We start from the raw sequence: 14,186 nt of genomic DNA, 5'->3' as shown, positions 1-14,186 counted from the left end.
CCTGCGCCAACCGGCATTTGCTAGAGTGCCTGCGCTCTCGCCTCAGCCTTCGCCATGGAACGCATCGCCGTATGTCCACTCCCCGCGCCGAACAGAAACAGCAGACCCGCCTGGCCCTGATGAATGCCGCCCGGAGTCTGATGGACAGCGGGCGCGGCTTCGGCAGCCTGAGCCTGCGGGAAGTGGCGAAGACGGCGGGCATCGTGCCGGCGGGCTTCTACCGGCACTTCGCGGACATGGATCAGCTCGGCCTCGCGCTGGTAGCCGACGTCGACGAAACCTTCCGCCAGACCCTGCGCGCGGTGCGGCGCAACGAGTTCGAGCTGGGCGGCGTGATCGAAGCCTCGGTACGCATCTTCCTCGACGCGGTCAGCGCCAACCGCACCCAGTTCCTCTTCCTCGCCCGCGAGCAGTACGGCGGCTCGCTGCCGATCCGCCAGGCCGTGGGCGAGCTGCGCCAGCGCATCACCGACGACCTCGCCGCCGACCTCGTGCTGCTGAACAAGCTGCCGCACCTGCAGGCACAGGACCTCGACGTGATCGCCGACCTGGTGGTGAAGACGGTATTCGCCACCCTGCCCGAGCTGATCGACCCGCCGGCCGACACGCTGCCCACGCACCTGTCGCCGGAGGCCAAGGTCACCCAGCAACTGCGCTTCATCATGATCGGCGCCAAGCACTGGACGGGGATAGGTTCTCGGCCCTGACCAATTCCCATGGGGCGCATAACGCCCCAAGCGTTATCCGCCCTATGCACTGACCCGAGCGCAGGGGCTTCCCTGCAGGAGCGAGCTTGCTCGCGAACCAACCCGCAGCGGACTCTGTTCGCGAGCGATGACTGGGCGTCCCCCTCGCGCCTACAAAAAGCACATCCGCCCCGCCTTGGTGCGCACCGTTTTCGTGCGCACCACCCTTGCGCGCAAGCACCACTCCTGATCGCTCGGACAAGCGCTGCAGCCCGCGCCAGCATTGACGCGGGTCCGCACTGGCAAGCCCCTTGCTGTAGCACCGCCATTGCTACTGCCGGACGCTGCCATGCTGGTCATCCACCAACGAACCGAACCCCGCGAGCACTGGGACGCCGAACTGCGCCTGAACTTCGAGGCGCGCAGCAAGAGCCGCCTGCGCTGCTTCACCAGTACTGGCGAAGATGTCGGCCTGTTCCTCGAACGCGGCCAGGCGCCGCTGACGGACGGCGAGTGCCTGCTGGCCAACGACGGTCGCGTGGTGCGCGTCTGCGCGGCGCCGGAAAAGCTCCTCCACGTTACCTGCGCCAACGCCCGCGAGCTGAACCGCGCGGCCTATCACCTGGGCAACCGCCACGTCGCCTTGCAGGTCGGCGAGGGCTGGCTGCGCCTGCTCGACGACTACGTGCTCAAGGCCATGCTCGACCAGCTCGGCGCCACGGTGGAGGCCATCGAAGCGCCTTTCCAGCCCGAGCACGGCGCCTACGGTGGCGGCCATCACCACTCGCACCATGGCGAAGAGCAGTTCAATTACGCGCCGAAGCTGCACCAGTTCGGAGTGCGCCGGTGACTTTGCGCCGGCGCATCCCCCTCACCCCAGTCCTCTCCCTCAGGGAGAGGGAGCTGTTCGCTGTGCTTGTGAAGTCCTGTCGTCATGGTTGAGCTTTCAAGACTCTGGTCGCTCCTGCGCCTGGCCAGTCCGCAGCTGCCCATCGGCGGCTACAGCTACTCGCAAGGGCTGGAAAGCGCCATCGACCAGGCTCAGGTGAAAGACGCCGACGAAGCCCGCACCTGGCTCGCCGATCAGTTGCACCTGAACCTCGCACGCTTCGAGGGCCCGCTGCTGGCCGAGCTGCTGCGCGCCGCACAAGCCGCCGACTGGGACGCCCTGCGCGACGCCGCCGAGCGTCACCGCGCCAGCCGCGAGACCCGCGAGCTGGGCCTGGAGAACCGGCAGATGGGCTTCTCCCTCGGCCAATTGCTCGAAGCGCTGCCCGAACTGGACGAGACCGCGCGCGAGTGGCTCGCCACGCAAGCCGAACCCTCCTTCGCCGCCGCCTGGGCGCTGGCCGCCCGCGCCTGGGGTCTATCCCCGGAGCAGGCCCTCGGCGCCTGGCTGTGGAGCTGGCTGGAGAACCAGCTGGCGGTGCTGATGAAGACCCTGCCGCTGGGCCAACTGGCCGCGCAGAAGCTCACCTCGCAATTGCTCCCCGACCTTGACCAGGCCTGCCGCAGCGCACTCGCCAACCCGCCGACGGGCGGCGCGCCCTTCGGCCTGGCGCTGGCCAGCATGATCCACGAAACCCAATACAGCCGTCTGTTCCGCTCCTAGGAGAACTGCCATGACCTCTCAACCTCTTCGCGTCGGCATCGGCGGCCCGGTGGGCTCCGGCAAGACCGCCCTGACCCTGGCGCTGTGCCGCGCCCTGCGCCAGCGCTACAACATTGCCGTGGTCACCAACGACATCTACACCCAGGAGGACGCGCAGTTCCTGGTACGCAACGAGGCCCTGGAGCCGGAGCGGATCATCGGCGTGGAAACCGGCGGCTGCCCGCACACGGCAATCCGCGAGGACGCCTCGATCAACCTGGAAGCCGTGGACCAGCTCAACCGCCGCTTCCCCGGCCTGGACCTGATCCTGGTGGAGTCCGGCGGCGACAACCTCTCGGCCACCTTCAGCCCCGAGCTGTCGGACCTGACGCTGTACGTGATCGACGTGTCCGCCGGCGACAAGATCCCGCGCAAGGGCGGGCCGGGCATCTGCAAGTCCGACCTGCTGGTGATCAACAAGATCGACCTGGCCCCGCTGGTGGGCGCCTCGCTGGACGTGATGGACCAGGACGCCACGCGCATGCGCGGTGACAAGCCCTTCGTGTTCAGCAACCAGAAGACCGGCCAGGGCCTGGCCGAAATCATCGCCTTCATCGAGCGCCAGGGCCTGCTGAGCGCCGCCTGACTTTTTCGCCGCCGCGGATGTCGGCCGCCCCACGACAAGAACCAGGGAGTCTTCCATGCAACTGCGCAAAGCCCTCTACAGTATCGCGCTGCTCCTCACCCCGGCGGTGGCCTTCGCCCATCCCGGCCACGGCGACCACGGCCTGATCGCCGGCCTCGCCCACCCCGTCACCGGTCTCGACCACTTGCTGGCGATGTTCGCCGTCGGCCTCTGGGCAGCACAGCAGCAAGGCGCTGCACGGCTGGCGCTGCCGTGCACCTTCGTCGCGGCCATGCTGGCCGGCGGGCTGGTGGGCTTCGAAGGACTGCAGGTGCCATTCATGGAGACCGGCATTGCCGCTTCGGTGCTGGCGCTGGGGCTGTGCGTGGCGCTGGCGGTGCGTCCGCCGCTATTCCTGGCGATGGGCGCGACCGCACTGTTCGCCCTCGCCCACGGCGTGGCCCACGGGCTGGAACTGCCGGAGCTGAGCAGTCCGTGGCTGTATGCGGCGGGCTTCGTCGCTGCCACTGCCGCGCTGCATGCGGCGGGGTACGGGATCGTGCGCGTGCTGCCGCAGGCGGCTTCGTCCCTGGTGCGCTGCGCCGGGTTGGCGTCGGCGGGCGCCGGGGCGTGGCTGCTGGCGGGCTGAGCCGCCGTCATCGGGCTGGCGAGGCAACCCGCTCGCCAGCCACACGCCCCTGCGTGCCGTTAGAGTGAAATCGGGTAGTTGAAGATCAACCGGGTCTGGTCGAAATCGCTGTTGAAGCTGCGCCGGTTGCTGGCGTGGTTGACCCGCACGTTGAGCTTCTTCAGCACCCCGCTCTGCACCGTGTAGCCCAGTTCCACGTCGCGCTCCCATTCCTTGCCGCCGCTGCCCGCCTTGGTGGTGGCGTTATCACCCTTGCCGTAGCGCACCATGCTCACCAGGCCTGGCACACCCACGGCGGCGAAATCGTAATCGTAGCGCGCCTGCCACGAGCGCTCGTCCTCGTTGGTGAAGTTGCCGTTGAACATGTCGTTGCCCATCGTCCGCCCGCTGCTGCCGTAGACCGACTGCCACATGCCGGTGCCGCCGACCTTCTGCAGGCCGAGGTAGACCGTGTGCCCGCCGCGACTGGCCGAGAGCAGCGCGTAGGCGGTGTGGCTGTCGATGTCGCCGGCCAGGGCGCGGCCATCGTCGCGGTCGAAGAACAGGCCGAGGTTGGCGCCCAGCACCCAGTCGCCCACCGGCTGCTTGTGCAGCAGGTTGAAGTAGCTCTGGGTGTAGATGTCCTCCAGTTGCGCATACCACGCGCCGACCAGGGTGCGCTGGTCGTTGAAGCGGTACTCCGCGCCGGCGTAGTTGAAGGCATCGGACTTCGCCGTCGGAGCCGACCACGACGACAGGTCCTGCAGGTCCGCCGAGTTGCGCAGGCTGACCTGGTCGTAGCGCCCGCCGTACAGGCTCACGCCTTCCCACTCGCGCGACACCAGCGCGGCACCACGGAAGGTCTGCGGCAACAGGCGGCCATCGTCGTAGCGCAACACCGGGATGTCCGGGAGCATCTCGCCGATCTTCAGCTCGCTGGCCGACAGCCGCAGCTTCGCCGCCACTGCCACGCGCCCATATTCGTCAGCGGCCTTGCTGTCGTCATGGACCGGCAGCAGTTCGGAACCACTCTGGTCGCGGCTGCTGTCCAGCTTCACGCCGTACAGGCCCAGGGCGTCGACGCCGAAGCCCAGCGGGCCACGGGTATAGCCGGAGGTGAATTTGAGAATGAAGCCCTGCGCCCACTCGTTGACCAGGCTCTTGCCGGCGCTGTGGTCGCGGAAATCACGGTTGAAGGCGTAGTTGCGCAGCACCAGGTCGGTGCGCGCGTCCTCGAAGAAGCCACCCTCCTCGGCGGCCTGTGTGTGGGTGCAGGCCAGGAGCGGCAGGGCCGCGCAGGCGAGGGACGGCAGTACGCGGGTGTGACGGCTGATCATTGTTATTGTTCTCCGTTTTTTCAGGGGTGCAGCGACCCGGGGCGCGTCCGCGCGGACACGCCCTGGGCTGGATCTGAGGTGTTACCGGTCAGGCATTCAGAAGGGGTAGTGACGCGCCTCCCGCTGCACGCTCACCCAGTGGTCGCGGGTGAACTCGTCGATCGCCCAGTCGCCGTTGAAGCGGCCGAGGCCGGAGTTCTTCTCGCCACCGAATGGCGCGTTGGCCTCGTCGTTGACCGGGATGTCGTTCACATGGGTCATGCCCGCGTGGATACGGCGGGCGAAGCGCACGCCACGGTCGAGGTCGCGGGTGAACACGGCGCTGGCCAGGCCGTACTCGCTGGCGTTGGCCAGCTCCAGCGCATGCTCCTCGTCGCGGGCGCGCAGCAGGCCGATCAGCGGGCCGAAGATTTCATCGCGGGCGATCTCCATCTCCGGGCCGACCTCGCCATACACATGCGGCGCCAGCAACTGCCCCTGCACGCCACCTTCGTACAGCGGCCTGGCACCCTCGCGGCGCGCCAGGGCCACCTTCTCCAGCAAGCCTTCGAGCTGGCGCGCATTGATGATCGGGCCAACCGCCGTCTCCGCCAGTTGCGGGTCGCCGACCTTCACCTGCTTCACCCGCTCGACGAAGCGTTCGGCGAAGGCGTCGTACAGCGCGTCGACGACGATGATGCGGTTGATCGCCATGCAGATCTGGCCCTGATGCAGGAACTTGCCGAACACCGCGGCATTCACCGCCTGTTCGAGGTCGGCGTCCTCCAGCACCACGAACGGGCTGTTGCCGCCCAGTTCCAGCGCCACATGCTTGAGGTGCGCGCCGCCGCTGGCGATGCGCCCGATATTGCGTCCCACCGGCGTCGACCCGGTGAAGGTCACCAGCCCCGGCAGCGGATGCTCGACGAACGCATCGCCGATCTCGCTGCCCGCGCCGACCACCACGCTGAGCACGCCGGCTGGCAGCCCGGCTTCCTCGAAAACCTTCGCCAGCAGCAGGCCGCCGCACACCGGGGTGTCGCTGGCCGGCTTGACCACCACCGCATTGCCCAGCGCCAGGGCCGGCGCCAGCGAGCGCTGGGTCAGGTGCAGGGGGAAGTTCCACGGGCTGATGACACCCACCACCCCGATGGCACTGCGGTACACGCGGCTTTCCTTGCCGGGGACGTTGGAGTCGACGATGCGCCCATGCACGCGGCTGGGGAAGGAGGCGGATTCCAGCGTGATGGCGCGCGCCGCGCCCCACTCCAGCGTGGCCTTCAGGCGGGTGCTGCCGGACTCGCGGATGATCCAGTCGATGATCTCCTCGCGGCGCTTGTCGAACACCGCCACCGCGCGGTGCAGCAGCGCGGCGCGTTCCGCCGGCGGCTGCGCGGCCCAGGCCGGCTGCACCTCGGCGGCCTTGCGGTAGGCGGCATCGAGATCGTCGCGGCCGGCCTGGGGAATCTCCACCAGCAGGCTGCCGTCATACGGATTGCAGTCGCGCAGCGATCTGCCGGTGCTGCCGGTACGCCATTCGCCGGCCAGGGGCTGCAGGTGGAAATCGGTGTAGGTCGAAGCGGTCATGGACGTTCTCCTTTCAAACGGATTTTTCGCGGGCGACGAAGGCGCCGGCGGACTCGCGCGGTCGCACGCGGATGAAACCGATGGCCAGCGCACCCACCACACCGGGCAGGGCGAAGGCGAGGAAGTTCTCCTGGAACGGCAGCTCCAGGGCGAGCAGGCTGCCGCCGAGCATGGGGCCGGCGATGGCGCCGAGCCGACCGATGCCGGCGGCCCAGCCGACACCGGTGGAGCGCACGTGGGTCGGGTAGAACTGCGCGGCGTAGGCGTGAATCACTGCCAGGGTGCCGATGGTGGTGGCGCCGGCGATCACCAGCAGCGTGTTGAGCAGCCACGGGCCGGGGTTGATGCCCAGCGCCGCCAGCGAGGCCGCGGCCAGGGCGAAGAACAGCACCAGCGTGCGCTGGGTGCCCAGGCGGTCGGCGAGCCAGCCACCGAACAGCGCGCCGAGGGTCGCGCCGACGTTCAGGGTGACCAGGAACACCAGGCTGGAGGTGAGCGGATAGCCGCCGTTGGCCATCAGCTTCGGCAGCCAGGTATTGAGGCCGTAGCTCATCAGCATGCACATGGCGAAGCCGACCCACAGCAGCAAGGTGCCCAGCGCCTGACCGGCGCCGAACAGTTGCGGCAGGCGCGCCTTTTCGGCATCGGCATCCAGGCTTGCGAGCACCAGCTCGGTGCCGGGACGGTAGGCCGGGTCGACCTTCACCAGCAGCGCATCGAGCTCGGCGCGACGTCCCTTCAGTTCGAGGAAGGCCGCCGACTCCGGCAGATAGCGCAGCATCAGCGGCACGGCCAGCACCGGCAGCACAGCCACATAGAACACCGACTGCCAGCCCCACTGCGGGATCAACGCGATACCGACCAGCGCCGACAGCACGGCGCCCACCGAGTAGAAGCTGGACATCACCGTGATCAGCGTGGCGCGGCGCCCGGCCGGGGCGAACTCGCTGATCAGGTTGACCGCGCTGGGCACCAGTGCGCCCAGCGCCAGGCCGGTGACGAAACGGCAGGCGCCCAGTTCCAGCGGTGTGCGCGCATGGCCGGTGAGGAACGCGGCGAGGCTCGCCAGCAGGGTCATGAGGATCACCAGACGGCGCCGGCCGAAACGGTCGGCCAGCGGCGCCAGCAGCGTCCCGCCGAAGAGCATGCCGAACAACGCGCAACTGCCCAGCGTGCCAGCCTCTACCGGGCTGAGTTGCCACTCGTGCATCAGCCGTGGCACCACCGAGCCGTACACCACCATGTCGTAGCCGTCGAACAGCATGATGAAGCAGCCCCAGGCGAGGATCAGCCAGTGGGTGCGGTTGAATCGGGCGGAGTCGATCACCGCCGCAACGGTCGTCTTGTGCATAGCCACCTCTTGTTATTTTTGTCGGTCATGGAGAGCGCCCCAGGCAGGGCGCGCACGCCTCAGGGTTCGATGGTCAGGGTGGGAACCTCGATCAGCACCGGCTCGTCGCCGGCCAGGGCACGGGCCAGTTCCTCGCGCAGGGTCGCGGCGTCGGCCGCCTGCACCGAGCGCACGCCGTAGCCACGGCCGATCTGGCAGAAGTCCAGGCCCGGCACGTCCAGGCCCGGAGCGTCGGGTACGTCGAGCACCCCGGCGAACCAGCGCAGCGCGCCGTAGGTGCCGTTCTTGAGGATGATGAACACCGCCGGCACGCGATATTGCGCGGCAGTCCAGAGGGCGGTGATGCCGTAGTTCGCCGAGCCATCGCCGATGATCCCGATGACCCGCCGCTGCGGCTGCGCCAGTTGCACGCCGACCGCCGCCGGCAGGCCGAAGCCCAGGCCGCCGGCCGCCGGGAAGAAGTAGCTGCCCGGCTGGCGCATCTCCACGCGCTGCCAGAAGGCGCTGACCGTGGAAGTGGACTCCTTGACGAAGATGGCATCCTCCGGCGCCAGCTCGTCGATCACGTCGAACACCGTTTCCGGGTGCAGTGTGCCTTCCTCGGCGGCACGCGGCGCCGGGCGCGGCAGCGCCTCGGGCAGCGGGCGCTGGCTGGTGCGCACCGACTCCAGCAGGGCTTCAAGGGTGAGATAGATGTCACCGACCAGGGCATCGCCCATCGGCGCGCGCGCGGCCTCGCCGGGGTCGCAGGTCAGGTGCACCAGCGCGGCGCCGGCGGGCAGGTAGTCGCCCGGAGCGAACTGGTGATAGCGGAACACCGGGGCGCCCACCACCAGGATCAGGTCGTGCCCGTCGAGCAGCCTGGAGATGCCGGAGATCGCCGCCGGCAGCACGCCACGGAAGCAGCGGTGGCGCGTCGGGAACGGGCAGCGCGAGGCCGACGGCGCGACCCAGGCCGGCATCCGCAGCTTCTCCGCCAGTTGCACGGCCAGCTCGTTGGCGTTGGCGCCATCGACATCCGGGCCGAGCACCAGCACCGGGTTGTTCGCCCGCGACAGGCGCTCGACCAGCTCGCCCAACTGCGCCGCCGAGGGCAACCCGGCGTTGGCAACGCTGCGCGCGGCCAGATGCTCGACACCGACCGGCGCCGGTTGCGCCCAATCGTCGTAGGGAATCGACAGATACACCGGAGCCTTGGGTGCCAGGCTGGCCATGTGGATCGCCTGGCTCAGCGCGCGCGGCACGTCCTGGGCACAGGTCGGCTCGGTGCTCCACTTCACCAGCGGCTTGGGCAGTTGCGCCGCATCGACGTTGGCCAGCATGGCCTCGACGCCGATCATCGAGCGCACCTGCTGGCCGGCGCTGATCACCAGCGGGCTATGGCTGTACCAGGCGTTGGTCAGCGCGCCCATGCCGTTGCCGGTGCCGGCGGCGGCATGCAGGTTGACGAAGGCGGGCTTGCCGCTGGCCAGGGCGAAGCCGTCGGCCATGCCGACTACCGCGCCCTCGTGCAGGCCGAGGATGTAGCGGAAATCCTCGGGGAAATCCTTGAGGAACGGCAGCTCGTTGGAACCGGGGTTGCCGAAGATCGTGGTCAGGCCGTGGCGGCGAAGAATGTCGTAGGAGGCGTTATGGACGGTTTTCATACTGGCCCTTCAGGCTCGTTCTTAGGGTTTGCGCTACTCTCGCAGCGGCCTGATAATCGATCAAATCGATAGTCTTTCTATCGAAAATAAAAACCATCTATGTGGATGTCATGGCCCAGACCGACCTCAACCTGATCCGCACCTTCGTCACCCTCTACGAGGCCGGCAGCGTGACCGTCGCCGCCGAACGCCTGTTCGTCACCCAGCCCTCGGTGAGCTATGCCCTGGCCCGCTTGCGCGAATTGTTCGACGATCCGCTGTTCAGCCGCAGTCGCGACGGCATCCAGCCGACCTTCGTCGCCGAGCAGTTGTACGGCACCCTGCGCGAGGCGCTGACGCGCATCGAGGGCGCCGTGCAGAGCACCCGCCAGTTCGACCCGGCGAGCACCGAACGACGCTTCCGCATCGCCCTCTCCGACCTTGGCGAGCTGGGCTTCCTGCCGCTGATCCTGGCGCGGCTGAACCGTGAGGCGCCGCTGGCCGAGGTGGAGGTGCTGGCGTTGCAGGTGGATCAGGTCGGCGACTGGCTGGCCAGCGGCAAGGTCGACACCGCCATCTGCCGCCAGGCGGTACCCGGCAGCCGCAGCCAGGTGCTGATCGAGGAACGCTACGTCTGCCTGCTGAGCGCCGATCACCCGCGCATCGCCGACCGCCTGGACCTCGCCAGTTATCTCGGCGAGCGCCACGTGGTGGTGACCCGCACCTCCGGCCACGGGATCGCCGAGGACGTGCTCCAGGCAATGAAGCTGGAGCGCCGCATCGCCCTGCGCGTACCGCACTTCTCGGTGCTGCCGAAGATCATTCCCGGCACCGACCTGCTGACCATCCTGCCGGCGCAGATCGCCCGCATGTTCGTCACCGAGGGCGGGCTGAAGATGCTCGAACTGCCCTTTGCCGTGCCAGCGTTCGAGGTCTCCCTGCACTGGCGCGCGAGCAGCGAGCATTCGGCGGCGCTGGACTGGTTCCGCAACACCATCGCCGAGGCGATCATCGACGGTCAGCATTGACACGCCCTCAGTGCGCGGCCAGCGGCTCGGCGGACCGGGCCGCGGGGCGCAGCCCCAGCAGAACCCCGGCGGCCAGCACGAAGACCACGGCGAACAGCCCGTACAGGTGCAGCGGCTGCCAGCCATCGTCGAGCAGCACACCCGCAACGGTCGGCGAGAGAATCGCGCCCAGGCGGCCGACACCGATCGCCCAGCCCACGCCGGTAGCCCGCACGCCGGCCGGATAGACCAGCGGCGACAGCGCGTAGAGCCCGGCGATGCAGCCGTTGGCGAACAGACCGATGAGCAGCCCCAGGCCGAGCGCGGCCGCCAGCGAAGTGGCCGAGGCCAGGAACAGCACCAGCAGCGCGGCGGTGACCAGCATGAAGCCCTGCAGCACCCGCGCCAGCGGCAGCCGTGCCGACAGCGCGCCGACCAGCGCCGCGCCGAATATCCCGCCGATGCTCAGCAGCACGCCGCCGGTGATGCCTTGCTGCGCGGTCAGGCCGGCGGCCACCAGCAGCTTCGGCGTCCAGCTCATGATGAAGTAGAAGCCAAACATGGCGAGGAAGAACAGCAGCCAGATCAGCAGGGTCGGACGGCGCAGCTCGGGTGCCAGCAACTGCAGCATCGCCACCCCGCCCTGCTCGCGGGCACGGGCTTCGGGCAGCGCGTCCAGGCTCGCCAGGCCCAGTCGCCTGGCCAGGGCGTTGACCCGCGCCAGGGCATTGGCCGGACGGCGCGCCAGCAGGAAGTCGAGGGATTCCGGCAGGCCCGCCAGCACCAACGGGATGGCCGCCAGGGAAATCAGGCCGCCGGCGAGGAACACCGAACGCCAGCCCCAATGGCCGATCAGCCACACCGCCAGCAACCCGCCAAAGGTAGCGCCCAGGGCGTAGCCGGTGGATTGCAGGCTCACCGCCAGGGGCCGCCAGCGCTTGTTGGCGTACTCGGCGGCGATCACGTTGCTGCTGGCGAGGATGCCGCCGATGCCCAGGCCGGTGAGGCCGCGCAGTAGCGCAAGCTGCGTCGGCGTCTGGCTCAGGGCCGAGAGCAGCATGCCGACACCGCACAGCAGCAGGCAGAAGAGGATCAGCGGGCGACGACCGAACTGGTCGGCGCGCGGGGCGATGAACAGCGATCCGGCCGCCATGCCGAACAGCCCGGCGCTGAGCAGCAGGCCGACCTGTGCACCGTTCAGGCCCCACTCGGCGGAGACCGATGCAGCGGTGAAGGCCATCACCAGCACGTCGAAGCCATCGATCATGTTGAGCACGATGCAGATGCCGATGGCAGTCCACTGGAAGCGGTTCATCGCCCCCTGTTCCAGGGCCCCGCGCAGATCGCGATTCATGGGCGCACCTCCGCGAGGGAGACACGGTGGAAGGCACAGCGCAGGCAAGGCAGGGCCGGCATGGCAGATTCCTCTTTTTCTTGTTGTGGAAGCTTGGTGGCGCACACCCTGGCAGCAGTGGATCCCGAAAACAAGCCCGATTGGATCCCAAGCCACCCATAACACGTGCATGCCTGCACCCTGCGCCAGACCGTATCGGAGCCGCGCACCGCCTACACCGGCACCTACAGGCCTCCAGGCGAATTCGTGCGATCATCGAACTGATTATTTTTCGAGCACTCGCCCCTCTTCGGGTTGACAGTTCTTCGCCTCAAAGCAAACCATTGGATCCAATAAAAACCAAAAGATGAGGATCGCCCCATGTTTCCGAAGAACGCCTGGTACGTTGCCTGCACGCCCGACGAGATCGCCGAGAAGCCCCTGGGGCGGCAGGTGTGCGGCGAGAAGATGGTCTTCTACCGTGGCGCCGAGGGTCGCGTGGCGGCGCTGGAAGACTTCTGTCCGCACCGTGGCGCGCCGCTGTCGCTGGGCTTCGTCGAGGACGGCAAGCTGATCTGCGGCTACCACGGCCTGGCGATGGGCTGCTCGGGCCACACGGAGTCCATGCCCGGCCAGCGCGTACGCGGTTTCCCGGCGATCCGCAAGTTCGCCGTGGAAGAACGCTACGGCTTCATCTGGGTCTGGCCGGGCGACGCCGCCGAGGCCGATCCGGCGCTGATCCACCACCTGGAATGGGCCGACAACCCGGACTGGGCCTACGGCGGCGGCCTGTACCACATCCAGTGCGACTACCGGCTGATGATCGACAACCTCATGGACCTCACCCATGAGACCTACGTGCACGCCAGCAGCATTGGCCAGAAGGAGATCGATGAGGCGGCGCCCAAGACCCGCGTGGAAGGTGACGAGGTGATCACCGAGCGGCACATGGAGAACGTCATGGCCCCGCCGTTCTGGCGCATGGCCCTGCGCGGCAACGGCCTGGCCGACGAGGTGCCGGTGGACCGCTGGCAGATCTGCCGCTTCACCCCGCCCAGCCACGTGCTGATCGAAGTGGGCGTGGCCCACGCCGGCCACGGCGGCTACCACGCGCCGGCGCAGCACAAGGCGTCGAGCATCGTGGTCGACTTCATCACCCCCGAGACCGAGACCTCGATCTGGTACTTCTGGGGCATGGCACGCAACTTCCAGCCGCAGGACGCCGCACTCACCGCGACCATTCGCGAGGGACAGGGAAAGATCTTCGGCGAAGACCTGGAGATGCTCGAACGGCAGCAGCAGAACCTGCTGCTGCACCCGCAGCGGCAGCTGCTGAAGCTGAACATCGATGCCGGCGGCGTGCAGTCGCGGCGCATCCTCGAACGGCTCTGCGAAGCCGAGCAGCAGCCCGCCAGTACGCTCATCGCCAGCGCCTGACTCCCTCTTCCAGCGCCGGCCCGCGAGGCCGGCCAGCCACGAGAACATCGCCGTGCTAGACGTCGTCATCACCCGCCTCACGCGGGAAACCCCGGACATCCTCAGCCTCGAACTGGCCCGCGCCGATGCCGGCCCCCTGCCCGCCTTCAGCGCCGGTTCGCACATCGACCTGCACCTGCCCAACGGGCTGGTGCGCCAGTACTCGCTGTTCAATGCACCGGAGGAAACCCACCGCTACCGCATCGCCGTGCTGCGCTGCGCCGACTCGCGCGGCGGTTCGCTCGCGGTGCACGAACTGGCCGCCGGCCAGGCATTGCGAATCGGCCCGCCGCGCAATCTGTTCCCTCTCGCCGAGGGCACCGGCCGGCGCCTGCTGCTGGCCGGCGGCATCGGCATCACGCCGCTGCTGAGCATGGCCGAACACCTGGCCCGCCAGGGCGCCGAATTCGAACTGCACTACTGCGCCCGCTCGGCTGCTCAGGCGGCCTTCGTCGAGCACCTGGCGCAGTGCGAGTTCGCCACCCGAGTGCAATGTCATTTCGACGATGGCGACCCGGCGCGACGTCTGGACATGGCTGCGCTGCTGGCGCCCCAGGCAAGCGACGTGCAGCTCTACACCTGCGGCCCGGCCGGCTTCATGGCGCACGTGCTGGACAGCGCCCGCGCCCTGGGCTGGGACGAATCGCGCCTGCACCACGAACATTTCGGCGCCGAAGCGGATGTCGGCGGCGAAGCCTTCGAGGTGCAGTTGGCGAGCAGCGGTCAGGTGGTGCGCGTGGAGGACGGGCAGAGCGTGGTGGAAGCGCTGCGCGGCGTCGGCGTGGAGGTGCAGGTAGCCTGCGAACAGGGCATCTGCGGCACCTGCCTGACCCGTGTGCTGGACGGCGTGCCGGAGCACCGGGACCAGTACCTGACAGAGGACGAGCAAGCCGCCAACGACCAGTTCACGCCCTGCTGCTCGCGTTCGCGCAGCCCGCGCCTGGTGCTCGACCTGTAGGGG

Annotated in this window: 13 protein-coding genes; 8 read left to right on the top strand and 5 right to left on the bottom strand. The window is 68.5% G+C overall.

Annotation, left to right across the window (positions count from 1 at the left end):
* Nucleotides 1-71: 71 nt before the first annotated feature.
* The 5 genes from ACYCAX_RS16880 to ACYCAX_RS16860 all read left to right on the top strand — a co-directional run bounded on the left by ACYCAX_RS16880 (nt 72) and on the right by ACYCAX_RS16860 (nt 3,551).
* On the top strand, nt 72-707 hold the full coding sequence (locus ACYCAX_RS16880) for a TetR family transcriptional regulator (RefSeq protein WP_460248434.1): 636 nt from the start codon (nt 72-74) through the stop codon (nt 705-707).
* A 328-nt stretch (nt 708-1,035) separates the two neighbouring features.
* Nucleotides 1,036-1,536, top strand: coding sequence for an urease accessory protein UreE (ureE, locus tag ACYCAX_RS16875; protein WP_460248433.1), 501 nt, complete (start codon nt 1,036-1,038; stop codon nt 1,534-1,536).
* A gap of 84 nt (nt 1,537-1,620) precedes the next feature.
* A complete protein-coding gene (locus ACYCAX_RS16870; RefSeq protein WP_460248432.1) occupies nt 1,621-2,298 on the top strand; it encodes an urease accessory protein UreF in 678 nt (225 codons plus the stop codon).
* Nucleotides 2,299-2,308: 10 nt separating this feature from the next.
* A complete protein-coding gene (ureG, locus tag ACYCAX_RS16865) occupies nt 2,309-2,923 on the top strand; it encodes an urease accessory protein UreG (protein ID WP_015479097.1) in 615 nt (204 codons plus the stop codon).
* A 55-nt stretch (nt 2,924-2,978) separates the two neighbouring features.
* On the top strand, nt 2,979-3,551 hold the full coding sequence (locus ACYCAX_RS16860; RefSeq protein ID WP_015479098.1) for a HupE/UreJ family protein: 573 nt from the start codon (nt 2,979-2,981) through the stop codon (nt 3,549-3,551).
* A 59-nt stretch (nt 3,552-3,610) separates the two neighbouring features.
* Here the strand turns inward: ACYCAX_RS16860 and ACYCAX_RS16855 are convergent, their stop codons facing one another.
* From ACYCAX_RS16855 to mdlC, 4 genes are all read right to left on the bottom strand, one after another.
* Complete coding sequence (locus tag ACYCAX_RS16855; protein WP_460248431.1) at nt 3,611-4,867, bottom strand: OprD family porin; 1,257 nt, start codon at nt 4,865-4,867, stop codon at nt 3,611-3,613.
* A 96-nt stretch (nt 4,868-4,963) separates the two neighbouring features.
* Complete coding sequence (locus tag ACYCAX_RS16850) at nt 4,964-6,433, bottom strand: aldehyde dehydrogenase family protein (protein WP_460248430.1); 1,470 nt, start codon at nt 6,431-6,433, stop codon at nt 4,964-4,966.
* Between the two features lie 13 nt (nt 6,434-6,446).
* Complete coding sequence (locus ACYCAX_RS16845; protein ID WP_015479101.1) at nt 6,447-7,784, bottom strand: MFS transporter; 1,338 nt, start codon at nt 7,782-7,784, stop codon at nt 6,447-6,449.
* Nucleotides 7,785-7,843: 59 nt separating this feature from the next.
* Complete coding sequence (gene mdlC, locus ACYCAX_RS16840) at nt 7,844-9,430, bottom strand: benzoylformate decarboxylase (protein WP_460248429.1); 1,587 nt, start codon at nt 9,428-9,430, stop codon at nt 7,844-7,846.
* A gap of 110 nt (nt 9,431-9,540) precedes the next feature.
* Here mdlC and ACYCAX_RS16835 point away from each other — a divergent pair, with 110 nt between their 5' ends.
* Nucleotides 9,541-10,437 carry a LysR family transcriptional regulator gene (locus ACYCAX_RS16835; protein WP_015479103.1) on the top strand — a complete coding sequence of 299 codons (897 nt, stop codon included), beginning with the start codon at nt 9,541-9,543 and terminating at the stop codon, nt 10,435-10,437.
* Nucleotides 10,438-10,444: 7 nt separating this feature from the next.
* Here ACYCAX_RS16835 and ACYCAX_RS16830 read toward each other — a convergent pair whose 3' ends face one another.
* Nucleotides 10,445-11,770 (bottom strand): MFS transporter, encoded by a 1,326-nt coding sequence (locus tag ACYCAX_RS16830; RefSeq protein ID WP_460248428.1) that lies wholly within the window; start codon nt 11,768-11,770, stop codon nt 10,445-10,447.
* A gap of 360 nt (nt 11,771-12,130) precedes the next feature.
* On the opposite strand from ACYCAX_RS16830, the gene ACYCAX_RS16825 reads away from it, so the two are divergent.
* Both ACYCAX_RS16825 and ACYCAX_RS16820 read left to right on the top strand, forming a co-directional pair.
* On the top strand, nt 12,131-13,186 hold the full coding sequence (locus ACYCAX_RS16825; RefSeq protein WP_460248427.1) for a Rieske 2Fe-2S domain-containing protein: 1,056 nt from the start codon (nt 12,131-12,133) through the stop codon (nt 13,184-13,186).
* A gap of 52 nt (nt 13,187-13,238) precedes the next feature.
* On the top strand, nt 13,239-14,183 hold the full coding sequence (locus ACYCAX_RS16820) for a PDR/VanB family oxidoreductase (protein WP_460248426.1): 945 nt from the start codon (nt 13,239-13,241) through the stop codon (nt 14,181-14,183).
* Nucleotides 14,184-14,186: the final 3 nt, after the last annotated feature.

It is taken from the genome of Pseudomonas sp. MT3, from assembly GCF_054720805.1.
This window is presented reverse-complemented; position numbering and strand designations above follow the sequence as displayed.

Excerpts from the sequence above, each read along its gene's own strand:
- ACYCAX_RS16880 (WP_460248434.1), top strand. The coding sequence starts at position 72 with ATGTCCACTCCCCGCGCCGAACAGAAACAGCAGACCCGCCTGGCCCTG.
- ureG (WP_015479097.1), top strand. The coding sequence starts at position 2,309 with ATGACCTCTCAACCTCTTCGCGTCGGCATCGGCGGCCCGGTGGGCTCC.
- ACYCAX_RS16855 (WP_460248431.1), bottom strand. The coding sequence starts at position 4,867 with ATGATCAGCCGTCACACCCGCGTACTGCCGTCCCTCGCCTGCGCGGCC.
- mdlC (WP_460248429.1), bottom strand. The coding sequence starts at position 9,430 with ATGAAAACCGTCCATAACGCCTCCTACGACATTCTTCGCCGCCACGGC.
- ACYCAX_RS16850 (WP_460248430.1), bottom strand. The coding sequence starts at position 6,433 with ATGACCGCTTCGACCTACACCGATTTCCACCTGCAGCCCCTGGCCGGC.
- ACYCAX_RS16835 (WP_015479103.1), top strand. The coding sequence starts at position 9,541 with ATGGCCCAGACCGACCTCAACCTGATCCGCACCTTCGTCACCCTCTAC.
- ACYCAX_RS16825 (WP_460248427.1), top strand. The coding sequence starts at position 12,131 with ATGTTTCCGAAGAACGCCTGGTACGTTGCCTGCACGCCCGACGAGATC.
- ACYCAX_RS16860 (WP_015479098.1), top strand. The coding sequence starts at position 2,979 with ATGCAACTGCGCAAAGCCCTCTACAGTATCGCGCTGCTCCTCACCCCG.
- ACYCAX_RS16845 (WP_015479101.1), bottom strand. The coding sequence starts at position 7,784 with ATGCACAAGACGACCGTTGCGGCGGTGATCGACTCCGCCCGATTCAAC.
- ACYCAX_RS16830 (WP_460248428.1), bottom strand. The coding sequence starts at position 11,770 with ATGAATCGCGATCTGCGCGGGGCCCTGGAACAGGGGGCGATGAACCGC.
- ACYCAX_RS16870 (WP_460248432.1), top strand. The coding sequence starts at position 1,621 with ATGGTTGAGCTTTCAAGACTCTGGTCGCTCCTGCGCCTGGCCAGTCCG.
- ureE (WP_460248433.1), top strand. The coding sequence starts at position 1,036 with ATGCTGGTCATCCACCAACGAACCGAACCCCGCGAGCACTGGGACGCC.